Source organism: Kutzneria buriramensis (genome assembly GCF_003387475.1).
GTDB lineage: Bacteria > Actinomycetota > Actinomycetes > Mycobacteriales > Pseudonocardiaceae > Kutzneria > Kutzneria buriramensis.
Genome location: NZ_QUNO01000026.1, coordinates 51,130 through 74,895 on the forward strand (window position 1 = coordinate 51,130; position 23,766 = coordinate 74,895).

Consider the following 23,766-nt stretch of genomic DNA (forward strand, 5'->3'; position numbering starts at 1 on the left):
GTGGCCGGCCGTGAGGAATCTGTGGAATCGCCCGAAGAGTCGAGCGCATTGCGGCGGGCCATGCAGACGATCAGCGCCATGCGCGCGGAACTCGACTCCTACCGCGTCGGAAGCCCTATCGCAGTCGTCGGCGCGTCGGTGCGACTTCCCGGCGGAGTCCACACCGTCGGAGATTTTATGGAAGCGCTTTACGGCGGTCAAGAGTTAATTAGCGATCCGCCCGAGGATCGTAAACCCTTCCTTGACCAGGAAAGCTTGAAAAGTGCGCCCAGTCGAGGCGGCTACCTGCATGGGGCGCTGGAGTTCGACGCCGAGTTCTTCGGAATCGCCGCGCGGGAGGCGCGGTCCATGGATCCCCAGCACCGCATCCTCCTCGAGGTGATCTGGGAGGCGTTCGAAGACGCTGGTATTCAGGTCACCGATCGGCCGCATTCGACGGGCGTCTACGTCGGAATCACCTCCGCAGACTACCGAAAATCGGTGAACGAGCGGCCACCCGCGCATTGGACGACCGGCAACGGGCATTGTTTCGCGGCGGGTCGTATCGCCTACACCCTGAACTTCATGGGCCCCACCATGGCCATCGATACGGCCTGTTCATCGTCTCTGGTAGCCGTCCATTCGGCATGTCGGGCACTCATCGGCCGAGAATGCGATAGGGCGGTCGCGGCCGGTGTGAACCTTATCCTCGCCACGCAGTCGACGGTCGAAATCCATAAGACCGGCGCTCTTTCCCCTAGTGGTCGGTGCCGCCCCTTCGACGCGCGGGCCAATGGATTCGTGCGCGGCGAAGGGTGTGGCGCCCTGGTTCTCAAACGCTATGTGGATGCCGTCGCCGACGGCGATCATATTCTGGCCGTGCTAGAAGGCAGTGCGATCAACCAGGACGGCCAGTCCGCCGGATTTGCCGCCCCCAACCCCGCGGCTCAGGCAAGTCTCATCGAGTTGACCCTGAGTCGCGCCGGCCGAAAGGCTGCGGACGTTGCGCTGCTTGAAGCGCATGGAACCGGAACCGCCTTGGGCGACCCGATAGAGCTCACCGCGGTCGCGGATTCCCTGGGAAATAGCAAAGGCAACTGGCCGCTGCTTGTCGGATCGGTCAAGGCAAACATCGGACACCCCGAAGCCGCAGGCGGGATTCTCGGGCTGATAAAAGCGATCGAGTGTCTGCGGCGGGACAGAGTCCCACCGCAGGCGAACTTCACGACCCTCAACCCTCGAGTCGACCTCGTGGGTACCCGGATCGCGATCCCCACCAGCCCAACGGACCTGCCATCCGATGCCAACGCCGTTGCGATGGTCAACGCCTTCGGAATGAGCGGGACCAACGCGTGTGTGGTCGTCGGGCGCCCACCGGCCCCGCTTGAACGTATCCTCACCGATGCACCGGGCTTTGTCGTTTCGGCTCCCGACGACGCCGGGCTTGCCGCCGTCGCGGCGGCGTATTCGGCCACGCTGACGGCTGAACCGTCCAACCAGGAGCGTTTCGCGTCCTTCGCGTGGACGGCAACGTTCGGCCGGACCCGGCTCCGCCACGCGCGATGGGTCGCCGCCGGCACGGCGCGCGAGGCGGTATCCGCGCTCGACGCTCTCGCCAGCGGTGAGCCGGACACCCGGGTCAGGACCATCGGCGCGGACGCCGAGGTCCCCTGGACTGCCCCTCGGAGCTCGCTCCGCGGAAACGTTCCGACATATCCCTGGCGGCGCAAGAGGTATGTGCCCGAGTGGATGAGCTGACCGTAGGAGATCTTGGTAAACATGTGGCACACACGCTTGTCACGGACCAGCGGATGACCGCGAAGCGTATCCCTGTCGCCGTTGTCGGCATGGCGGGAAGGTTCCCAGGAGCGAGGAACGTCGAAGAGTTCTGGCGTCTGCTTGTCGATCGTCGCGATATGATCGAAGCGCCGCCCGCGGGCCGAACGCGACTCGGACGCCCCGTCGGCAACCTACCCGCTCAAGGTGGCTTCCTACCGGACATCGACCGATTCGACGCCGCGTTCTTCAACATCTCACCGCGCGAAGCGGCCGTGATCGATCCACAGCAGCGGCTGATGCTGGAGACCGCCTGGCATGCCATCGAGGATTCCGGCACACGGGCCCAGGACTTGCGTGGTAGCTCGACCGGCGTGTGGATGGGCGGCCTGTGGCACGACTATGAGCTCCTGCGCAAGGATGCCGGCGAGCAGGCGACGCGGCACAGCATTTTCGGTGGCTCCCTCGATATGCTCGCCGCACGGGTCTCCTACTTTCTCGGCCTTCGAGGTCCCAGCCTGACCGTGGAGTCCAGCTGCTCGTCTTCGCTCGTCGCCGTCCACCTGGCCTGCCAGGCACTCGCGTCCGGCGAAGTGGATGGAGCACTGGTAGGCGGTTGCAACCTGGTGCTGAGCCAGGAGGTCAGCGCCGGCCTTGCCGAATTCGGCGGCCTTTCCCCCACCGGGCGCTGCCGGCCGTTCGGCGTGGGGGCGGATGGTTTCGTTCGCGGCGAAGGCGTCGCCGTTGTCCATCTGAAGACGCTGGCGGCCGCGCGCCGAGACGGGGATCGCGTCCGCGCCGTGATAGCCGCGAGCGCGGTCAACAACGACGGCGGCGGCGAGAGTCTGGTGACACCCAGCCCGCACGCGCAGGAACAGCTCTTGCGCGGTGTGTACGGAGCTGACGGTGTCGCGCCCGAACTCGTCGACTACGTGGAGGCACACGGCACGGGCACGTTACGAGGCGACCCGATCGAGGCGGTCGCGTTGGGACGCGTGCTCGGTCGCGGCGACGCACCCCTGCCGATCGGCTCCGTGAAGGGCAATATCGGCCACCTTGAGCCCGCCGCGGGACTGGCTGGGCTCGTCAAAGCCGTGCTGTGCCTGGAAAACCAGATGGTCCCACCGTCCTTGCACGCGGACGTGACGAATCCGAGCATCGACCTGGACGGACTGGGGCTTCGGGTGGCGAACACGCCCGTCGCGCTCGACCCCGAACGAGATGTCCACATCGGCGTCAACTCCTTCGGCTGGGGCGGCACGAATGCCCACGTGGTGCTGCGACGAGAACACGGCGAGACACCACCTGCGAACCCAGCCTGTGCGGGACCCCCGACAGTGCGCCTGAGCGCTCATTCGAGCGAGGTGCTCGAAGTGCGTGAACGGGACGTCATGGGCGTGCTCGACAACAGCCGGGGACTGGCGGAGGCTTCCGCTCTGGCCGACACGCTCGCGTGGCGTCGTGACCACTTCGCCGAACGGGTCGCGTTGACGGTGACCTCTGACCAGCCGGATGGCCCGAGGCTGATCGACCGCGTGGCGGGACGGGCTCGCACACCCCAACTCGTGGCCTTCGCCTTCCCGGGCCAGGGTGCACAGTGGAACGGCATGGGCGCCGGACTGTACGGCGTGGACGACGCCTTTACCCGCACCCTTGACCGCTGCGCGGAGGCGCTCCTGTCGGAGACCGGCTGGGACGTCCGGGAAAGCCTGTGCGACGGTCAGGCTGATCGGCCGAGCGAGCCCGTGGACCGGATCCAGCCCGCGTCGTGGGCGATGGCGGTGGCGCTCGCGTCGGCATGGCGCAACGCCGGCGTGCGTCCGGACGTCCTCGTCGGGCACAGTCAGGGGGAAATCGCGGCGGCGACCGACGCCGGAATCCTGTCGATAGCCGACGGTGCGGCCGTGGTCGCGCGCCGCAGCCGAATCCTGCGGGCCGTCGCTGGTCGCGGGCGCATGCTGATGGTCGACATGGACCTCGACGCGGCAACGCGGGCACTGGCCGGATTCGAGAAGACTGTGTCCATTGCCGCGCACAATGGTCCGCGGTCCTGTGTGCTCGCCGGGGATGGCGAGTACGTCCTGTTGCTCAAAGAGATTCTGGATGCCCAGGACGTGTACTGCCGGCTGATCGACGTCGACTACGCGTCGCACAGCCCTCAGGTAGAACCATTGCTGGCCGACATCCGCGCCGCGCTGGCGTCGCTCCAGCCGCGGCCGGGACACACCCCGCTGCTGTCGACGGTCACCCTGCGGCGCGAGGCCGGTGACCGGTGGGGAGGTTCCTACTGGGCGGAAAACCTCCGGTCGCGGGTGCGTTTCGCCGAGGCCGTGTCCCAGCTTGTCGACGACGGCCTGTCCCATGTGGTGGAAGTGAGCCCGCACCCGGTGCTGGGTCCGGCGCTGAACGAGATCGTCGCCCGTGCCGAGCGTCAACCGGCCGTGCTCGAAACACTCAGACGTGGGGCCAGGAGCAGCCGTGACTTTGCGGTTGCCAGCGCGAGGGCCTGGGTCAGCGGCCTGGCGGCCAACGGACCCCAGCCCAGGAGCCGGCCGGCTGCGGCCCTGCCGGCCTATCCGTTCGGCGGACGGCGGTATTGGGTGGCGGAAGAGTCCGGCGGCGGCCGTGCCGCCAGCCCGGCGCGCCTCACCCTGCTGCCGACTCCTGTGCCGGGTCTTTCCACGGCGACGACCCAATTGGGAGTGGCTGGGTCCCGCTGGCTGGCCGATCATCGGGTGGAAGACGAGATCGTGGTCCCGGCCGGCGCGTACTTGAACATACTCGCCGCCGCGGCGGATGCGGAAAATCCACTCGGTCGGCTGCACCTCACGGATCTGGTGTTCACGACCCCCCTTCTGGTGGGCACGGCGCCCACGACCGTCGCGATAACCTGGCGACGGGCCGATGGCGGGGCCTCCGTGTCGCTTCGCTCCCAGGGCGAGGCCGGCGACGGCGATCAGGCCGCGCGCTGGACCGAACACCTCCATGGCCGGAACCGCCTCCACACCACGGCGTTGCCCGCGGCCGATTTCCCCTCTTCCATACTGTCAACCGTCCCGGACCGGGAGGATCTGTTCTATCAGTCGTGTGCGGCCCGGGGCCTGCGCTACGGGCCCGCGTTCCGCACGGTCACCTCGGTACGGCGGGCCGCGGACGAGGCTCTGGTGTCGCTTTCACTACCGGGATCAGTCGCCGCCGACCCCGACGCGGGAACCCTCCATTCCGTCCTCTGGGACGGTATCCTGCAAGCCGGGCTTGCCGTCGAACCCATCGAGACAGCGGTACTGCCGGCCGGACTGACAGAGGTGTCGCTGGACCTGCTCAAGCCGGGTGCAGTTCGCGAGTTGTGGGCACACGCGCGACGATCCAGGCCCGGTCACTATGACATCGCCATATTCGACGCGGACCGCAAACATGTCGGGCATGTCCACGGGCTCCGTCTCGCGCCACTGGCCTCGGGCGCCGAGCAACCTGAAGACGATGTCTTCTCGCTACGGCTGGAGGAAAGCCCCACGCTTCCCCAGGCGCGGGAGACGATGGCGGAGACCACGGCTGTCGTGTGCGGGCTGCGCACGACAGCCGGTCGGGTCCGCGAACTGGCATGCGCTCTCGGCACTCGCCACTCCGTGTTCGAGGACGATCAGGACGCCCTCAACCATCTCGCCGCCGTCCGTGCCGACCACGTGCTCTTCGTCGCCCCCGAAGGCGACGAAGGCACCGGCGCCGCACGGCTGGGCATCCTGTGCCTGGCCCGGGTCGTAGGTCATCTGGCCGAAGCGAACCACGAAACCCGCCTGACCGTCGTCACCGTGAACGGTCTCGCCACCGAGTCCGCCGGCCCGCCGGATGCCTGTGCGACGCAGTACCTGGGCTTGGTAGGGGTCGTGCAGACCGAGCACCCGCGCCTGCAGGCACGCCTGATCGACCTTGATCCGGAAGGCGAACCGGCTACCCCGGCGATGATTGACGGCGACGACGACATCGTCGCTTTCCGCGGGGGACGCCGCTTCGTCGGCCGGCGGCGCCGTGGCAGTCTTCCCGGGCCCCCGGTGACGTGGGCGAACCGGTCCCGGCAACCGTTCGCCCTGGTAGCGCGGACACCCGGCCGGCTCGACTCTGTGGTTGGCCGATTTTTCGCGCGCACCCGGCCGGCTGTCGGGCAGGTCGAGGTCGAGGTCGCGGCCGCGGCCCTGAACTTCCTCGATGTCGTCAAGGCGATGGGCGTCTACCCGGACCGCTCGGATGAGGGCCGTCTTGGGCTCGAATGTGTGGGCACCGTGGTCGCCGTCGGGGACGACGTGCGCGATGTCGCCCCAGGTGATCGCGTCATCGCCTGTGCTGAGCGCGCGCTCGCATCGCATGTGATCGTCGATCGGCGCCACCTGGTGCACGCCCCGGCCAGCCTCGACGACGCGGTTGCCGCGGCGCTGCCGATCGCCTACGTGACCGCCTGGTACAGCCTGGTGGACGTCGCTTCCGTGGCGGCGGGAGAGACCGTCCTGGTGCATTCCGCGGCGGGAGGCGTGGGCCAGGCCGCCATCCACGTGGCCCGATCGCGCGGGGCGCGCGTGATCGGTACCGCCGGCTCGGACACCAAGCGGGCGCTGGTCCGTTCCCTGGGCGTTGACCACGTCTTCGACTCCCGCGACGGGAACTGGCCCGACCGGGTGCGAGAGGTTGCCCCGGAGGGTGTGGACGTGGTGCTCAATTCGCTACCTGGCGAGGCGATCCAGGCAGGCTTGGCCGTTCTGGCGGCCGACGGTCGCTTTGTCGAGCTCGGCAAGCGGGACCTATACGCCAACTCCGCGGTCGAGTTGGCTCCCTTCAGAAACGCCGTGAGCATGACGGCGGTGGACGTCCTCGGGATGATGCGCCGCCGCCCGGGTCGCTTCGAACGCGTGCTGCGAACCGTCATGGCGGCCGTGGACGAGGGCGTCCTGCCACTCCTGCCGGTGACCAGCTACGCCTTCGCTGACGCCGAGCGCGCGCTGCGAGACATGGCTAGTGGCCAGACCACCGGAAAGCTCGTCCTGGAAAACCCGGCCGGCCTGCCAGCGGTACAGCCGCGCCCGCTCGCGCAAGGACGGTTCCCGTCGCCGGGCACACATCTGATCACCGGCGGTCTCGGTGCGCTGGGACTGTCGTTGGCGGAGTTTCTTGTCGCACATGGTGTCCAGGATCTGGTCCTGCTTGGCCGGACACCACCGGCCGACTCGGCCCGCCGGCGTGTCGAGGGGCTACGGGCAGCCGGATGCCGGGTGGAAACCGTGGCTGCCGACGTGGCGGACGCTGGCCAACTCGCCGAGGCCCTGGCCAATGTGCGGGCCCTCGGGATGCCCCCCATCTGCGGCGTCTTTCACCTGGCCGGAGTTCTCGCCGACGCCACTCTCACCGAGATCGACAGGGACGATCTCGATGCGGTGTTGGCTCCGAAGGTGGCGGGTGTGATCAATCTCGACCAGCTCACCATCGACGATCCGGTCGAGTGGTTCGTCTGCTTCTCGTCCGTTGCGGCCTTCGTGGGTTCGCCCGGCCAAGGCGCCTACGCCGCGGCCAACGCGTTTCTCGACGGGTTGATGACGCGGCGGCGGGCCACGGGTCGTAGTGGCCTGAGCATCCAATGGGGACCGGTTGCAGACGTCGGGCTCGCCGCTGTCGACGGCATCCGCGGCGACCGCCTGGAGAATCGCGGTCTGGCCGGGAGGACCGTGAACACGTGCTGGCCGGCGATGCTTCGCTTCCTGGAGCGCGACGACACGGTGGTCGCGTACGCGGGGCTCGACCCCCACCAGTGGTCCCAAAGCTATCCCGCGACCGCGGCGCTGACGAGTTGGCGGGCACTGCTGGATGAGGCCTCGCCGGAACCCCCCGTTTTCGGTGCTGCCACCGCGCACCCGAAAGTGTCGCGAACTCAGGTCTCCGACATCGTGCGTGCCTCGGCCGCGGACGTGCTGCGGATGCAGGACGACATCGAAGACGACGTGCCGCTGCGAACCCTCGGGCTTGACTCCTTGATGTCTCTGGAGCTCCGCAACGTGCTCGAAGCAAAGCTCGGCACAAAGCTGAGTCCGACCCTGTTGTGGAAGTTCCCGAGCATCAGAGCACTGAGCGGCGCCCTGGCCGATCTTGTCCCCGCCGATACGGAAGAGCCCGGCGATGGCTGAAAGGCTGTCCCCGAACCGTGGCTTCCGGCCCGGCGCACCAGGATCGGATCCCGGCTGGCCTGTACGTTCCGGCGGTCAGTTGGCTCGCCGCTCCCGGCGCGCCGGGAGCGGCGACGCCGATGCTCGACTACGTCGGTGAGCTGGCTACCGCATGGCGTGCCTAGAAGAATTCTCCGTACGGCTCAACGTCCTTTGGGAGCGGACATGCGCGCTGAACGGAACCGCGTCGACCTGCGGAAGTCACGTTTCCGCAGGTCGACGCACCACGTCGTCCACGGTTTACACCCAAGGGGGTCATCGACCGTCCGGGCCGGCCGGTGAGGGTCCCCGTGAGGAGCCTGCGCCAGGTGACGACGTGACCACGTGGTGGATGAGAGAGGTCGAGGCAGTCGAGGGATCCTGAGTTCCGTCAGATGATCCTGAATGCGGTCACCGTCTGTACGGAGCCGGGGGCCGGTCTGCTGAGTGCGTTGGCGCAGGAGGAAAATGACCACGCTGGCTTGTTGGCTGCTCTGTCCACTGAGGAGTTGGCGGTGGGTGTTGCGCAGGCGCTGTCGGCACTGAGCTTCGTGTCAGAGGACCTTGATCTTCCTCTGGAGTTCCTTCTCGAGGAGTGCCCGTGCACTTCTTTCGGACCCGATGCCGGTGCCTGGCCAGCAGCGTGGCTGGTGTGACGATCCGATGTACCCGCTGTTGACGCGGCAGCGTCCTGGCGAGGGTGGACAGGACCGCCCAGTCCGGCCAGTAGCACGGGACCTGTTCGCCTGGCACCGTAGAACCGCGACCTCCTGCGCAGCACCAGCACCTCGGTGATCAACGCAGTCCTACTGCCGGAGAGCAACGCCAACCATTCGAGTACCCGGACGGTGATCAAGTACAGCAGACGGAACACCACGGATGGTGATCATGCCTGGCCTCAGACGGAAACGAAACGCCAGGTCACGGCCTCGGCATCGAGTTGTGGCACAGTACATGTGGCGTTGGAGATGCCCAGTTGCTCGGCGATGCGCGCGGCTGGCAATCCGGCGTGGTCGCGGATGGTGATGAGCCGGCGTGCTTACGGGGTGGCGCGGACATTACGTTGCATGGGAGGACCTTCAGTGCGTGGTTGGGTGCGTCAGCAACACCCACCCCGCCTGAAGGTCCTACCTGTGTTCAAGCCGACACATCGTCACCAACGTCGTGGCCTCATACAACTAGACCGTGACCCAAACCGTGTAGACCGCACCGTTGAAGGAACTAGGGATCGTGAACGTGTCGGCCGTCCAGCTCGCCTCAACGGACGAAGCGCCATGCACGACCATCAGGGGCGTCCCCTTCTGCCACCACCAGTTGGCATAAGTGAAACACCCCTCGCGGGGTGGCACGGTGAACGCCCTCGACGCGACAGTGTTACCCATCTGATTCGGCCCCGACAGTTGGGCATGGATCGCCATCGGTGCGGTCGTGCAGACTTGGACCTGCGCCGACGGAATGTCGGCGTGGGCCAATCCGGGCATGATGACGCCTACACCTGCGGCAGCCGCGACGGCTGCCAACGCTTTACCCAGGGAACGCAACAACAGAGTACCATCCGTTCATAGAATATTTACCTGAACCGATCGAACGACGGAGGTCCGCGAACACGCCGAGGAACGGATCAGGACTCGCGGCCGACGAATTTGCTCGTCACGTCGATGGATACGTCATCCAGCGGCAGGGCGACCTCGAACTGCACCGGCTTGGCGACGGTGCAGTTCGAGTCGGGACCGCATTTCCTGCCGTCCTGGTACGGGGTCCGCTCCAGGCGGCTGAGCCCCAGTGCCACGTCGCGGATCATGCCGGTGCCGAGGTTGCCGGGGCAGAAGTCGACCGAGTCGAGGACTCGCAGGATCAGCCCGTGCACGGTGAGGGTGACCTTGGTGTGCCCCTGCGCTGCGGTCTTGGCCAGTGTGTACTTACCGAAGATGTCTCGACGGTCTGGGATGGTGGTGCCACCAGGCAGTTCCACCCCGCTGAGGCCGCCGGCCAGGAATCCTGGGTAGGTCTCCAGGTTACCCCAGGAGATCGGGACGTTCTGTCCGAGGCCCACCTGGCGGAGATCCTGGTCGGCGCCGAACACTGGGGCCTTACTGGGGAGTTTGGCCACGAGTTCGCCGACCAGGTCGCCGACGGCGGCTTTGGTCTCCTGCGCGTTGCGGAAACCGGCGAGCACCTGTGGGGCGGTGATCCGGGTGCGTACCAGGGATGCCCGCCCCGGGGACAGGTAGTCCTCGTAGAGCTTGTCGGCTTCGGGCATGTCAAAGAGGCTGGTCCACAGCTGGATGGCGGCCCTCCCGGAGTCGATCGCACGCTGCGCGGCCGCGTGATCTGTGAAGGGCGTGCACTGTGTGGGGTCCTGTTTCGGAAAGCTGTCCACGGTCGCCGCGTTCGCGGTACCGTCGGTCGTGGCTGCCAGAACAACCGCGGCAGCCACAGCAAGAGCGGACAACCAACCGCGCTTTCCTCTGTCCATGAGGTAAGCTTAAACGTTTCACTGAACAGTCAGGTGTGTTGCGCCGAATTTCCGAAGAACGGGGACGAGATTCCTTAAAACCCGACCAGCCTGGATCTCGCTGGAACATCCTGCGCCGGTCCTCCCCCGAGTTCCGGCTCGAGGTGAGTGATCATTGAGCCTTTTTCATTCGACGGCGACCTCGTAGTTCCGTAGGACGCGGATGGCTTCGGCCAGTCGGCCGGCGCGGCGGGGACAGCAGCGGAGCTTGCGCAGGATGTCCAGGTCTTGAGCTAGCCGTTGGCGCGTTCGCCGGGGCCGCCCAGCCGGGCGTGGGCGCAGTGGGCCTCCTTCTGGGACTCGGGCTTGTGACGGCCCTTGTACGGGGCGATCGCGTGGTAGCCGGTCTGGTCGCATCCGTGGTAGCCCTTGTCGCCCAAGGCAATCAGCCCGGCGTCGCGTAGCGCGGCGAGGACCTGCCAGATCCGGGTGGCTGCGGTGTCGTGGGTGCTGCCGGGCAGGTCGCCGAATACTCCCAGGATCGTCCCGTCCGGGGAGGCGATCACCTGCAGGTTCACCCCGTGCATCTTGTGTTTGATGCCCCTATGTATGTCAAGCCGTTGAGGGCTGCGGGACGGTCTGAGCCATCGACGTCATGATGATCCGATAGACCGAGCGGGCGAGGTTCCGCTTCAGGCGGCGGATGATCTCCCGTTTGGACAGTCCCTCGGCGGTGCGTCGCCGGACGTATGCCTGTGTCTTCGGGTTCCATCGCAGACCGATGAGTACAGCTCGGTAGAGGGCCGCGTTGGCCTGACGGTGCCCTCCGCGGTTGAGGCGGCGGCGCTGGGTCTTACCCAGCCGCCGGGGCCGGTTGGTTGCTCTGCGGTGAAGTTCATGGCGCCGGTAGTTCGCGGCGCAGCTGCCCAGCGGCTGGTGGGGCCGGAGGTCGCTCAGGTCGATGGGCAGCGCATCCTCGAGCCGGGTCGTCGCGTCGGTCGTATCCGGCTGGGCGGACCTGCTGAACCCCGCGACGACGAAGGCGGCGCGCTTCGGACAGCAGAGCACACCGCCTTCGCTATGGAGCTCGCCAGTGCTCCGGGGCCGCCTGCGGTTGCCTCAGCGACTTGCGGAATCTAATCCATGCATCTTGCTTTCCGCACGCGGCACTCCGTTCAATTCCTGGCACATACTGGGAGGTGGCGTGGGCGTGCAGTTCGGCAGGATCGTTCCATTGGTGGCCGCCGGGCTGCTCGCCTCGGCTTGCACCGGCGGCCCGCAGTACACCGCCGTGAGCGAGCCGGCGGCCTTGGTGCCTGCGGGAATCCATGACGTGCTGGCTGATGCGCGGTGGCGGGTGGCCGAAAGTCTCGGCGGCAGGGCCGGGTTCGTGCCGCCTGCGCAGGGACCGCGGGCGCAGCGCAAGGGCGGCACTATCGCCTTCGTCGCGGCCGACCTGACCAACGGCGGCGTAAGCGCCGTCGGCGAGGCTGTCACCGAAGCGGCCAGCGAGATCGACTGGCACGTCACCATGATCGACGGCAAAGGCACCGTCCAGGGCCGTGCCGACGCACTGGACCGGGCGGTCACGATCCGGCCCGACGGGATCGTGCTCGGCGGATTCGATGCCACCGAGCAGACGGCCACCCTCAGGCAGGCGGCGGATCTCGGTATCCCGGTCGTGGGCTGGCACGCGGGTTCGGCCCCTGGCCCGATTCCCGCCGCCGGAGTGTTCACCAATGTCACCACCGATCCGCTCCAGGTGGCGTGGCTGGCCGCGGCGTATGTGGTGGCCGACTCCAACGGCACTGCCGGCGTGGCGGTGCTGACGGACTCGGCGTTCCAGGTCGCGGCGCGCAAGGCGGAAGCGATGCGGGCGTACCTCGGCTTGTGTTCGGGTTGCACGGTGCTGTCCGCTGAAGACTCCCCGATCGGGGACACCGATATCAGGATGACCGGGTTGGTTTCCTCGTTGCTGCGGCGTGACGGCGCCAGGCTCGGTTACCTGCTGACGGTCAACGGCAACTACGTCGGCGACGCCAAGGCGGAACTGAGCAACGCGGGCAGGCCGGCTGCCGGCCCGCCCGTGGCGGTGGCGGCTGGAGACGGCGACGCGACGGAGTTCCAGCGTGTTCGGGACGGCGACTACCAGGCCGCGACCGTGGCCGAACCGTTGGTGCTGCAGGGCTGGCAGGTGGTCGACGAACTCAACCGTGCCTTCGCCGGCCGCTCGCCGTCCGGGTTCGTCGCCACGCCAGCGTTGATCACCCACCGGAACGTGCCCGCAGGCGACGTCTTTGACCCGCAGTCGGGCTACCGGGACGTCTACCGGAAGATCTGGAACGGCATGTGAAACCCGATGCTGGAGCCGGTCGAGCTGAGTCGCCCATGTGCTCGCTCGCCGCGCAAGGCTTCGGGATGCAGGTGCGGCACTACGACCCCGGCAAGGGCGATGAGAAGCTGTCCCAGGCGGTCGGCTTCGAGGAGTTGCTGCGCATCAGCGACATCGTATCCGTCCACGTGCCAGTAACTCCGGTCCCAGCACAACTGGTCGGCCAGCTTCCGTAGAGCCGCTCGATCTGGTTTCAGCCGCTGCCCAGCGTGTGCCAATCGATCCCGAGGGCGTACGAGACGGCGGTCATGTCGACGTTCGCAGCGACGACGGCGTCCAATGTGGCGTCGAGCCAGGGATAGCAGACTAGCCTCCGGGCCATCGTCGACAGCTGTGCGGCGACGACCTACGCCATGGTGCGGATCACCTGTCCAGTGGCTGACTCCATGCACGGTAAGAAGTTGCGGTGCGTCGGCTTTCCTTGCCCACGAGGCGGGTTTCTGTTGGGCTTGGGTGCAGTTTCGGCACGCATGGAAGCCAGCCCGCGTCGGGCTGGCTTCCATGCGTAGTGATCAGCTGGTCGTGCAGGGCTGGTCGGTTGCTTAGTGCACCTTGCCCGACGAGGTGATCCGGATGCACTCGCTTGACTCTGTCGGTGATCTTGTAGTCGTCGGGATCAGCTGCTGACGGCCCGCCAGGACTTCAGTCGAGGGACCCCATGCTGGTCCAGGAAGTCCTGGAGGGCGGTCGGCGACCGGGGCGGGACTGTGTCGCCGGGCGAGGGCAGGCCGCTGAGGCGCTCGATGTTCACGGCGATCGCGGTGAAGACGTGTTGCAGGTGGGCCTTGGGCTGTCCCCGGTAGCGGCAGCGACGCATGCCGTGCCCATGAGCGAACTCGTTGACGGTGCCCTCCACTCCGGAGCGAACCGCGTAGCGGGCTTGCCAGTCGGGCGTGTGCTGTTCGGCGCGGACGCGGGCTTGCAGGTCGCGGAGTTCTCGCGGGGAAAGCCGACGTTGCGGGCGCCGTCACGGGATGTGGTGCACTGGGCGCGAACTGGGCAGGGCTGGCATTGGGCCTTGGTGAACCGTGCCACGATCAGCGGGGCGGAGGTGGGCGAGGATGTCGGGTAGGGACCGTGTCAGCCCCTGCTGACCTGTCCCTGGGGGCAGGTGACCTGCCGGCGGTCGAAGTCGATGTGGAAGTCGTATCGGTCGAAGCCTTCGTTGCGGCGGTGCTGGCGGGTGGGGTTGCCTGGCAGCGGTCCGGTGACGGTGACCTGGTGTTCTCGGGCGGCGTGTTCCAGGTGGACCAAGGAGGTGTAACCACCGTCGACGAGGTGCTCGGCGGGCAACAGGCTACGGCGTTTGAGGCGGGTGCGGATGCCGGGCAGGGCCTGGGTGTCGTTCGTGGTGGCCGCCGTCGTGGCCACGTCCGTGATCACGTTCGCGCCCTCGGACGAGCAGGTCTCGGTGAGGTGGGTGAGGAATCCCTTCCAGCGGGTGGTCTGCCCCCGGCGTGCGTAGCGGGCGGTGGGGTCGTAGGGAGATACGATCGCGCGGGATGAAGGCGGCAGCCCGCCATCGTCGCCGGTGCGCCAGCGCAGCCGCCCCGCCCCGTCGCGGTAGTAGTTCTGCACGACGATCTGCCGGAGGGTCTGGACACGGGGACCGAACGCGTGGCCCCTCCCGTGCGCGCGGAGATGTTCCAGTAGCTGTAAGGCGTCATCGCCGGCGACTGTGATCCTGGTCTTGGGTCGGGTGGGGTTGTTGCCCAGCCGTATCGGGCGGCCGTAGCGGTGTCCCCACGGTTCGTCCACCAAGCCGAGTAGCAGTTGCGGGGCGGCGTCGGCGATCTCTACCAGCGCGGCTCGGATCGCTTCGGTGATCAGCTCCAGTCGGGTCAGGTCGCGCACCGCGGCCAGGACATGGGTGGAGTCGGTGCGTTGCGTGCCGCGTTCGCGCACAAGTCCTGCCTGTTTGAGGCGGGCCAGTGCGAGGTCGAGCAGGCGGTCGGCGCGGTTTCCTTGGGCGAGGCGGTCACGGAAGTCGGTCAGGACACTGTGGTGGAAGCCTGGATCGTCGAGTTCCATGGCCAGGGCGTACGTGAAGTCGATGCGGCAGCGCACCGCCTCGGCTACTTGACGGTCGGACAGGTTGAGCAGGAACTGCAGTACGCAGACCGTGGCCAATTGAGCGGGCGAGAGGCCGGGGCGTCCATCGCGCGGGTACCAGTCGAGGAAGTCCTCGTCGTGCCAGAGCCCGTTCAGCCGATCTTTGACCCACATCGCTGTCGTCCCGCCCGGGTTGCTCGCCCGCGCGACCTGCGCGGTCAGAGACGGAACCTGCTTGTCGGAACGGAGACGGACGGACAACGGGCACCTCGGCAGCTGGGCCGGCCTGTGAACAAGGTTGATCATGCTACTGATCAGCGCCGCACCGTGAAACCAAGCTTGGTCGGGAACCACGACGCGGTGCGCGTCAGTGCGGTAGCGGTAGGGCAGTTGGCGCCGCGCCGGCACCACCGCGCGATAGGCGGCCCGGGCGGCGTGCAGGTACCACTCGGCCATCGCCAGCAGGCAGCGCTCCTGCTCCAGCGCGGCTTCCACTCGGCGCGCGGTCGTGGCGGCATGCACGCGCGGCAAATCATGAAACTGGAAGCGATCGGGCCCGATTTCGCTCAGGAGGCTGGAATCGACCAGAACGTCAATCCATTGCCTGGCCTGCGTCAGCTCCACGTTGAGGGCCGCGGCGACCACGGGAAGCCCGAAATTGGGTCCGGGATGCAGTCCCATCAGCCGACACACACGCGTGGCCGGTTCAGGCAGCGCCTGATAGGAGGAATCGAAGGTCGCCTGCACGGACACGTCCTCGTCCTCGGCCATGACCGCCAGACGGCCACGCTCGTCGGCGAGCACGTCCACGGCCTGGGTCAACGACTGCTGCGGGCGATAGGCCAGCTGACCTGAGGCCACACACAACGCCAGCGGCAGCCCGTGACACAGCCCGACCAGCTGCCGCGCCGGCCCGACCTCCGCGCTGACCCGGTCCGCCCCCAACACCTTCGTCAACAGCTCCAACGCCGCCGCGTGCTCCAGCGGAGCGACATCGACGAACGCCGCGCCGTCGGCGAGCAGACCACGCAGACTACGCCGACTGGACACCACGACCAGGCACCGCGCTGAGACCGGCAGCAACGTGCGGACCTGCGCCGCCGAGACCGCGTTGTCGACCAGCATCGCGATCGTCTTACCGGCCGTCACCGATCGGAACAGGCCGACCTGCTCGGCCAGCTCACCTGGCACCCGGGCGGGGTGAACACCCAACGCGCGCAAGCACTGCGCGACGGCTTCCGCGGTGGCGCTGGGACTGTCGTTGCCCATGCTGCGGTCGAATGCGGCGAGATCGAGGTAGAGCTGCCCGTCGGGAAACCGGTGCGCGATGGAGTGAAGCCATTGCAGCGCCAGGGCCGTCTTGCCGATGCCGCCTGGACCCCGCAGCACCACCACCCGCGGCGTGGTTGCGGCCGATACCGGCAGCAGCGCGTCCAAACGCTGCAGCTCGGTAAGCCGATTGGTGAACATCGCTGGTGGCGCTGCCAGCTGGCGGGGGATCGGCAGTCCGGTGCTGTCCACGCTGGAGACCACGTGGACGCCGCCATGGATGACACCGGCCTGGATGCTGGCACCGAACACGGTGCCGGACACAAGGTTGCTCGTGTTGGACTGGTCAAGGCGCGCAGAAGACTCTAATGGTAGGTCCTGGTTCATGCTCGCCGCTCACCCCGACCACGATCGCCCCGATCAACCGTGCACCAGGACAACCGTACGGTAAGACCGGCGATGGATCGCTACCTTTGCCAGGGGTCCACTCGACAGGACCAGCATCGACGTGTGAGCGGGCGTCGTTCGCACTCGGCGGATGACTGATCTAGATCCAATGCCGTGTAGTTAGGGCTGGGCCGCGGCTGTCAAGGCGTCTGGAACGAGCAACGGCGTCCCCGCTAGAACAGCGTCGACCAAGATCGATGAACAGCAGGAACTCCGTTGCACACCCAGTCTGTCAGCACCCCTGACCTCGTCGTCGCTCAGGGCCCGTACGCGCCGGGCCACCTGGGCGAACTCACCCCACTCATCCCGTTCGACATGGTCGACCACGCCCTGACCGAGACCCGCACCACGCAGTCACGAGTGCGCGACCTGCCCTCCCGCGTCGCGGTCTACCTGCTCCTGGCCGCGTGCCTGTTCCCCGAACTCGGCTACCCCGGCGTGTGGCGCAAACTCACCACCGGACTGACCCCGATCCCCACAGCCAGCGCACTACGCCAAGCCCGACAACGACTGGGCACCGCACCACTGTGGTGGCTGTTCGACCTACTACGCGGCCCCACCGCACCCGCGATCCGATGGCGCGGGCTACTGGTATGCGCGATCGACGGCACCACGATGACCGTGCCCGACGGCCCCGCGAACCTGACCGCCTACCGCAAGCACCGCTCCAACCACGGCGGTTCGGCTACTCCCAGATCCGGCTCACCGCCGTGGTGGCCCGCGGCACCAGAGGCCTTGATCGACTGCCCGCATGGCCGACACCGAAGACGGCGACATCTTCACCAACGACCTGGCCGCCGTGATCCCGCTGCACGGCGAGGCGCACCTGACGTGGCGTCGCGGCATCGGCAAGTGGTTCACCGCCAGGCGGATGAACGCACTTCGACCGGGCATCGCGGCGATGGCCGAGCAGCTCACCGACGAGATGATCGCCAAGGGCATGTCCGCGGATCTCAAGGCGGGCCTTGGTTTTCCGCTGCCGGTGTGGGTCATCTGCGACATGCTCGGCGTGCCGGACCGCGACCGGTTCTCTCACTGGTCGGACGCGATGCTGAACGTGCCGCTTCAGCGCGGACGAGATGAAGGCGGCGGAGCAGGAGTTCTGCCAGTACCTGGCGGGGCACATCGCGGCGAAGCGAGCCGACCCCGGCGACGACCTGCTCAGCGCGTTGATCACCGTTCGACGCGTTGCTGGTCGCCACCGGCATCGCCATGCTGGTCGCGGGGCACGAGACGACCGCGAGCATGATCACGAAGTTGTTCGCGCTGCTGCTGTCCGACCGGACGCGCTGGGAGTCGTTGCTCGTCGATCCGTCGCTGGTGCGCACCGCCGTCGAGGAGTCCCTGCGGATGGATGCCAATGCGGGTCTCGGCATGGCCCGCTACCTCACCGAAGAGGTCGAGATCGGCGGCACGCTCCTCCCGCCCGGCACCACCGCGATGTGCAGCATGGCGGCAGCGAACCGGGACGAGAACGCGTTCGAGCGGGCGTCCGAAATGGACCTGGGTCGCACCCCCAACCAGCACCTGGCGTTCGCGGCCGGCGCGCACGCGTGCATCGGCCAGCCGCTGGCCCGCACCGAACTGCAGGGGGGTGCTGGAGGTGCTGCTCCGCAGGCTCCCGTCGCTGGAACTGGCGATCGCGGTGGAAGATCTACGTCGAGTCGAGGGGCTCGTCGTCGATGGGCTCGTGGAAACTACCGGTGCGATGGTGACGTGATGAACAAGATCGACGGCAACCCGTCACGGGCGGAGCGGGCGCACGCGACCCGCGAGCTGATCCTGACCGCAGCCGAGCGCCTGTTCGCCGAGCACGGGCTGTTGGCTGTCTCGAACCGGCAGGTCAGCGAGGCCGCTGGGCAGGGCAACAACACGGCCGTCGGCTACCACTTCGGCACCAAGGCCGATCTCGTGCGGGCCATCGCGCGCCGGCACCTGGCGCAGATCGAGGAGATCCGCCAGCGCATGGTCGCGGACATCAGCGACCAGACCGAGATCCGGGCCTGGGTCAGCTGCCTGGTGCGACCGATGACCGTGCACCTGGCAGAGGTGGGGAGTCCCACCTGGTTCGGCCGGTTCGGCGCCCAGGTCATGACCGACCCGACGCTGCGCCCGGTCATCATCGAGGAGACGCAGTCGTCACCGTCACTCGCGCGGATCGTGGCCGGGCTCAACGCCTGCCTGCCGGACCTCTCGGACGACGTGCGCGCCGAGCGCTTCCACATGGCCAGGCAGCTGCTCGTGCACATGGTCGCCGAACGCGAGCGCGCACTCGCCGACAACACCCCGACCCCGCGTGCCAGCTGGCACCACACCGCGGCCGGCCTCGTCGACGCCCTCGTCGGCCTTTGGCTCGCGCCGGCAACCAACGACTCGTAGAAGGAACCATCGAATGTGAAGGTCATCGTGGGCCAGGACAGGTGCTGCGGCGTAGGAACCTGCGTGCTGCTCGTCCCTGACGTGTTCGACCAGTGCGACGAGGACGGCATCGTCGTGCTGCTGGACGCACAGCCACCGGCCGAGCTGTACTCGTTCGTCCAGCAGGCCGTCAGCGCGTGTCCCGCCGCCGCCGTCGTGGTGACCGAATGATCCTGATCGTCGGCGCGTCCGCAGCCGCTCTGGCCCGGCCGAGGCGTTGCGTCGCAAGGGGCCAGCGCCATTGAGGTGGGAAGGATGCCTCAATGAGCGCGGTCGAGGTGTGGGAGCGTTATGCGAGTAACTCTCGGCCCCGGCGCGCAGTCAACGCCGCTGGCGCGAGCACGTGGCTGAACTGGACCCAATACCCGGACCACGGTCCCGACGAGTCCGTGCTCGGCGACCTTGCCGGACGACGGGTGCTGGAGCTGGGCTCGGGCAGCGGCGCGAACCTCGCGCACCTGGCTACGTTGGGGGTGAACTGCAAGGGCGTGGACCTTGCGCCCAGCCGGACGAGCACCGCCGTCGCGGAGTGGGGACACCTGCCGGGGCTGGAGTTCATCACCACCGACGCCGTCACCTTCCTCGCTGAGGACAACGAGGCCTTCGACGTCGTGTACTCGATCTTCGGCGCCATCTGGTTCACCGACCCGCCGATCCTGCTCACCGCGATACGCGCCAAACTTCGTACTGGCGGTGTCCTCGCGTTCTCCCACCTGCCCGCCACGGAGGTCGGCGTCGTCGCCGGTCCGGCCGTGAGCAATTGGAACTATCCGGCCGAGAAATGGGAAAACATGCTCGCCTACACGGGCTTCACCGCGATCGCGACGGTCATCGCTGGACCGGCTGACGGGGAAGTGGGCACTTTGCTGGTCCGTGCGACCGCCGTCTGAGGTCGGCGGACGTCACAGTCGCTGTGCTGAGGAGGTCTTGACGCCACGCCTATCGCAGGGCTTGTGCACCATGGTTGTCCTCCTCTCCAGGTGTTCGGGTCGTCGGAACGGTTGACGGGTGTGGCGCGTGGTGCAGTCGCACCGCACCCGGCGGTCAGACACACGCTCACGCCCACGTGCGCTGTCTGGCGTGGCTGCTGGGAGTTGCGAGGCTGTCGGGGTTCGACGCGGTCATCACGTTCCGGTATGCCGCCCAGGCTGCGGTCATGTGCGGGTGCGGAGCTGTTCCCGTCCGCTGGCGTAGCGAGACGGCGCCGTCGAAATCGCGGCAGGTGAGGGCGATCGTGCCGTCGGGGGTGGTGACGGTGTTGAAGTGGTTCTCGGGCAGACCGGCGACCGGGTGGGTCAGCAGGGCCGCGACATGAGCCGGCGTGGGGCCTCCGTACCAGTCGATCCGCAGACAGTTCGAGCCGACCGCCTCGATCGCGACCCAGTCCGCGTCAGCGAACAGGCCAGCTCGCCGCAGCAGGGCGCTGGCCAGCGCGATCGGGCCCGGGACGCGGCCCAGCCCGATCGCGAGCTCTTCGAGCTCGGACAGCGGGGCAGGTTCGTCGTGCGGGGTGGTCGCGCATCCGGTGTGGGCGGTAGCGAACGCCATCGCGGCGGCAGCCTGGCGGAAGGAAGTGTTCGACACCGCCACCCGCACGGTCGGGTCGGCGTCGGCCAGGTAGAGCTCGGCGTGTCGGCGGTGCAGTCGTAGTCGCAGCCCGGCCAGCCCGAGCAGTTGCCCGTCGCGCTCGTGGGGCAGGAGTTCGGCGAGCACCGTGGCCAGCGTCTGTGGGAACAGCGCGAGGACCAGCTCGTCGCGGGTGGGCCGCACCATCCGGCAGAGCGTGCGCTGCGGCAGTGCTCGGCTGTGTCCGTAGTAGGTGTGGGCGCGGCCCAATGCCAACAGCACAGCGGCGTCCAACTCGTGCTGAGGGTGCACGGTGGTGTCGAGCAGGACAGGGGACCGGATCGCCGTGTCGATGATGGGCTCCGGGTGGCCGAGCAGGCGGGCGCCCCAGTCGCCGTCGAGGATGCTCGACACCAGGTCGCGTTGCTGCGGGCTGAATCCGCAGGCCGCTGCCTGAGCAGCGGGGATCAGCGTGGCGTCGGTCTCGCCGGTATAAGCATGGCGGAGTGCGGCGATCCTTCTGGTCAGGTTAGGGCGATGCACGAGTGGGACTCTCCGTGATGACGTGGCAGGAAGGCCGAAACAGGCCTCGGCATGGGCTGAACACGGCGCACAGTGATCAGGACGGCGGCGAAGGCGGGCACGGCGGTGCCGCGTGTAGCGATCACCACGGGCGGGGTGCCCTGCGGCTGTGTGCGTGGACGCTACTGTGTAAGCACGGGGTGGCGGCGTGTGGACAGAGCCGGTCATCGCGTCGTCGCGACCCTGTCGGCGAGTTCGGGATGAGGTGCCGTCATCACCCGCCTGAACTCGGTCCACGCGGCGGACATGTCGACACGGGTGAACGGCGGAGCCATCGTCAGCGGCGCCTGATGCAGCGTCACCTTCGCCGTTGGCTCGCCGCAGTCCCCGGTCATGATCATCGTGACGGATCCGTCGGCCACATGGGTCACGTAGAACCGCTCTCCGGCAAGACCGGCCAGGGGGTGCGCGAGCGCGGCGGCGACCTGCGCCGCCGAGCGGCCGCCAGCCCAGTCCAGGCGCATCCCGTCAGGGCCGTCGTGGCGGACGGTCAGCCAGAACGTGTCGCCCAGCACGCGCAGGCGGCGCAACAGCGCGCTGGCCAGCGCTACGGGACTGGGAACCCGCCCGGCACGAATCGCGCCACGTTCCGCAGCGGTCACACCGCAGGCGCCCGCAGGCAATTGCCCGTGGCCGATGACCTCTTCGGTGAAGGCGAGCGCGGCCACCCATTGGCGATAGCTGGTGTTGGACAGCGACACCGTTCGAGTCGGGCCGCCGTCGGCGAGATGAAGTTGGATGTGGCGGCGGTGCAACGTCGCGCGGAGGCCAGCCAGTCCACGCACCTGGCCGTCGACGACGTGGGGAGCCAAGACGGCCAGCATGGGTGCCAACGTCGCCGCCGACAGATGCAAGATCGTCTCTCCGACAGCCCTGACAGGGCGAACCATCCGGCAGACCGGCATCGGCGCCACTACCTCGGACTCCGGCCAGCAGTACGGCGCGATCTGCCCGAGCGCGAACAGAATCCCAGCCTCCAACTGTTGCTGGACGGCGTCGGTGGCATCGGGCACCAGCACGTCGCGGAACCGCCGATCCAGCGTGGGGAAGGGATTCTCGCCGAGCAACCTGGTCTCGTAGCCGTGATCAAGCACCTCGGCGAGGGTGGCGCGTTCGCCTGGGGAGAGCGTTTGGATTCCCTCGACTATGGCGGGCAACAGGGTCGAGTCGGTTTCGCCGGTGTAGCTCTGGCGCAGGTTCGCAGCTCGGCGGACCAGCGAAAGGCGATGGGGCATGAGGAACGTGCTCCGGGTGGCGGGCGATCAGGGCATGTATGCAAGGGCGGCGAAGGCCAGGGACTCGGCTGGGTTGTCGGGGACGTCGGCCATGTGTTCGGGCCGCCATTCCGGCGTGTAGACGACCCCGGGGAGCACAAGGTGCTCGAACGGGGCGAGCATGCGGGTGATCTCGGCGCGGGTGCGCAGATGCGCTGGGTTCTGTGTGTTCTGGTAGATCTTGACGACTTCGGCGACCTGATCGGGGTAGTCGGTCGCGGTGGCGTGGCTGAGTGCGAGGTAGCTGCCGGGGGCCAAGGCTTTGGCGTAGGCCTCCACGATGCCGGCCGGATTAGCGGTGTGGGGCACGAAGTGCAGCACCGCGCACATCAAGATCATGAGTGGTTCCGAGAAGTCGATCAGTCGCTGCGTCTGTTCGTGGTGCAGTACGCGATCCGGGTTGGTGATGTCTTCCTGGATGCAGGTGGCGTGCGAGTTGCCGTCCAGGATCTGCAAGCTGTGAGCGACCGCGATCGGGTCCTTGTCCACGTAGACGACCCGGACATCGGGATCAAGGGCGTGTGCGATCTCGTGCACATTGCCAGCCGTCGGCAGGCCCGAGCCGAGATCGAGGAACTGGCGGACGCCGCAGTTCGCGCCGTACCGCACGCACCTTCGAAGGAAGGCGCGGTTCTGCCGGGCGAACATACGAGCCTGGGGAAGCACGGCGAGCACCCTCTTGGCTGTCTCGCGGTCCACCTCGAAGTTGTGGGAGCCATCGAGGTAGTAGTCGTACATTCGGGCGGCGCTCGCCCGCTCGATGTCCACGCCGGGCGGCTGCCAGTCGGGGGCGAGGATGTTCTCGTTGGCGGTGTCGCCGACCGGGTTCATTGCGGTGCTCCAGTTGATGACGATCGGTGGTTCAGGCCGTAAAGTCGTTGGCGCGTAGGGCGTGTCGAGCCGTGTCTGTTGCCTGGGCGGGGATCGATGTGCCGTCGGCCGGGCCGCTATTCATGAGGTTGGCTCGTATCTTGTCCAACTCCCTGCGGATGCCGATCCGAGGCAGTACTTTCAGCCAGATCTGCTCCGGCGGCGCCGAGGCGAAGAAGACCGCGACCTTCCAGACCTGGCATAGGGCCTTTCGCCTTGGCCAACGTGGCAGGTGACGTTTGTTCGACCGGACAGGCCGGCATCGAGTGCACCGTCCGCGTTCGTCCACCTGGTGCTGGAGGAGGAGTGCGAGGAGTGCCCCGGCCTGGCGCAGTTGGATCTCACCCGGGTCGGCTGTGCCGAATACCGGGATTCCGACGATGTCCCCGTGGTCGAAGGCGTGAAGGAAAGTGTGGAGATCCCTCAGGATGGACCCGCGGACTTCGGTCAGCCGTTGCTGGTTCATCCTGCACACTCCGCTTGTTTCGGGACGGCGAGGCCCGT

General features: G+C 67.6%; 17 protein-coding genes and 4 pseudogenes. 10 read left to right on the top strand and 11 right to left on the bottom strand.

Annotated elements, in window-relative coordinates:
- From BCF44_RS48655 to BCF44_RS48665, 3 genes are all read left to right on the top strand, one after another.
- Entirely contained in the window at positions 1-1,737 is a 1,737-nt protein-coding gene (locus BCF44_RS48655) for a beta-ketoacyl [acyl carrier protein] synthase domain-containing protein (RefSeq protein WP_147328966.1), read from the top strand.
- Positions 1,725-7,919: a type I polyketide synthase gene (locus BCF44_RS48660; protein ID WP_147328967.1), complete on the top strand. Its 6,195-nt coding sequence runs from the start codon at positions 1,725-1,727 to the stop codon at positions 7,917-7,919. Before BCF44_RS48655 ends, BCF44_RS48660 begins: the two co-directional genes overlap by 13 nt.
- Before the next feature lie 413 nt (positions 7,920-8,332).
- A complete protein-coding gene (locus tag BCF44_RS48665; RefSeq protein WP_116181399.1) occupies positions 8,333-8,593 on the top strand; it encodes a hypothetical protein in 261 nt (86 codons plus the stop codon).
- 522 nt (positions 8,594-9,115) lie between these two features.
- Here the strand turns inward: BCF44_RS48665 and BCF44_RS48670 are convergent.
- The 4 genes and pseudogenes from BCF44_RS48670 to BCF44_RS59385 all read right to left on the bottom strand — a co-directional run bounded on the left by BCF44_RS48670 (position 9,116) and on the right by BCF44_RS59385 (position 11,460).
- On the bottom strand, positions 9,116-9,481 hold the full coding sequence (locus BCF44_RS48670) for a hypothetical protein (protein WP_147328968.1): 366 nt from the start codon (positions 9,479-9,481) through the stop codon (positions 9,116-9,118).
- 77 nt (positions 9,482-9,558) lie between these two features.
- Positions 9,559-10,197 (bottom strand): hypothetical protein, encoded by a 639-nt coding sequence (locus BCF44_RS48675; protein WP_147328969.1) that lies wholly within the window; start codon positions 10,195-10,197, stop codon positions 9,559-9,561.
- A 381-nt stretch (positions 10,198-10,578) separates the two neighbouring features.
- Positions 10,579-10,988 (bottom strand): annotated as a pseudogene (locus BCF44_RS48680) (transposase family protein); the annotation flags it as partial.
- 16 nt (positions 10,989-11,004) lie between these two features.
- Positions 11,005-11,460 (bottom strand): hypothetical protein, encoded by a 456-nt coding sequence (locus BCF44_RS59385; RefSeq protein ID WP_211353586.1) that lies wholly within the window; start codon positions 11,458-11,460, stop codon positions 11,005-11,007.
- A gap of 136 nt (positions 11,461-11,596) precedes the next feature.
- On the opposite strand from BCF44_RS59385, the gene BCF44_RS48690 reads away from it, so the two are divergent.
- Positions 11,597-12,745 (top strand): substrate-binding domain-containing protein, encoded by a 1,149-nt coding sequence (locus tag BCF44_RS48690; protein WP_170218164.1) that lies wholly within the window; start codon positions 11,597-11,599, stop codon positions 12,743-12,745.
- A 35-nt stretch (positions 12,746-12,780) separates the two neighbouring features.
- Positions 12,781-12,960, top strand: a complete 180-nt coding sequence (locus BCF44_RS48695; RefSeq protein ID WP_116181403.1) for an NAD(P)-dependent oxidoreductase — start codon at positions 12,781-12,783, stop codon at positions 12,958-12,960.
- Between the two features lie 17 nt (positions 12,961-12,977).
- Here BCF44_RS48695 and BCF44_RS58855 read toward each other — a convergent pair whose 3' ends face one another.
- The 3 genes and pseudogenes from BCF44_RS58855 to BCF44_RS57090 form a co-directional block, all read right to left on the bottom strand.
- On the bottom strand, positions 12,978-13,106 hold the full coding sequence (locus BCF44_RS58855; RefSeq protein ID WP_281283251.1) for a hypothetical protein: 129 nt from the start codon (positions 13,104-13,106) through the stop codon (positions 12,978-12,980).
- A gap of 294 nt (positions 13,107-13,400) precedes the next feature.
- Positions 13,401-13,712: pseudogene (locus BCF44_RS57085) on the bottom strand (transposase); the annotation flags it as partial.
- Between the two features lie 152 nt (positions 13,713-13,864).
- Positions 13,865-16,429, bottom strand: coding sequence for a transposase (locus BCF44_RS57090; protein WP_211353587.1), 2,565 nt, complete (start codon positions 16,427-16,429; stop codon positions 13,865-13,867).
- Between the two features lie 339 nt (positions 16,430-16,768).
- Between BCF44_RS57090 and BCF44_RS59390 the strand changes: the two are divergent.
- From BCF44_RS59390 to BCF44_RS48730, 5 genes and pseudogenes are all read left to right on the top strand, one after another.
- A pseudogene (locus BCF44_RS59390) lies at positions 16,769-17,083 on the top strand (transposase domain-containing protein); the annotation flags it as partial.
- Positions 17,084-17,297: 214 nt separating this feature from the next.
- A pseudogene (locus tag BCF44_RS48715) lies at positions 17,298-18,267 on the top strand (cytochrome P450); the annotation flags it as partial.
- Between the two features lie 4 nt (positions 18,268-18,271).
- A complete protein-coding gene (locus tag BCF44_RS48720; protein WP_211353588.1) occupies positions 18,272-18,931 on the top strand; it encodes a TetR/AcrR family transcriptional regulator in 660 nt (219 codons plus the stop codon).
- Positions 18,932-18,958: 27 nt separating this feature from the next.
- Positions 18,959-19,141 (top strand): ferredoxin, encoded by a 183-nt coding sequence (locus BCF44_RS48725; RefSeq protein ID WP_379799421.1) that lies wholly within the window; start codon positions 18,959-18,961, stop codon positions 19,139-19,141.
- Positions 19,142-19,233: 92 nt separating this feature from the next.
- A complete protein-coding gene (locus BCF44_RS48730) occupies positions 19,234-19,860 on the top strand; it encodes a class I SAM-dependent methyltransferase (protein WP_116181405.1) in 627 nt (208 codons plus the stop codon).
- A gap of 166 nt (positions 19,861-20,026) precedes the next feature.
- On the opposite strand, the gene BCF44_RS48735 is transcribed toward BCF44_RS48730, so the two are convergent.
- The 4 genes from BCF44_RS48735 to BCF44_RS48750 all read right to left on the bottom strand — a co-directional run bounded on the left by BCF44_RS48735 (position 20,027) and on the right by BCF44_RS48750 (position 23,728).
- The gene (locus BCF44_RS48735; RefSeq protein ID WP_147328970.1) at positions 20,027-21,079 is read right to left on the bottom strand and encodes a hypothetical protein; all 1,053 of its coding nucleotides are present in this window, start codon (positions 21,077-21,079) and stop codon (positions 20,027-20,029) included.
- A 203-nt stretch (positions 21,080-21,282) separates the two neighbouring features.
- Positions 21,283-22,353, bottom strand: a complete 1,071-nt coding sequence (locus BCF44_RS48740; protein WP_116181407.1) for a hypothetical protein — start codon at positions 22,351-22,353, stop codon at positions 21,283-21,285.
- A 27-nt stretch (positions 22,354-22,380) separates the two neighbouring features.
- Positions 22,381-23,223, bottom strand: a complete 843-nt coding sequence (locus BCF44_RS48745; protein ID WP_116181408.1) for an SAM-dependent methyltransferase — start codon at positions 23,221-23,223, stop codon at positions 22,381-22,383.
- A gap of 31 nt (positions 23,224-23,254) precedes the next feature.
- A complete protein-coding gene (locus BCF44_RS48750; RefSeq protein WP_116181409.1) occupies positions 23,255-23,728 on the bottom strand; it encodes a hypothetical protein in 474 nt (157 codons plus the stop codon).
- Positions 23,729-23,766 lie beyond the last annotated feature (38 nt).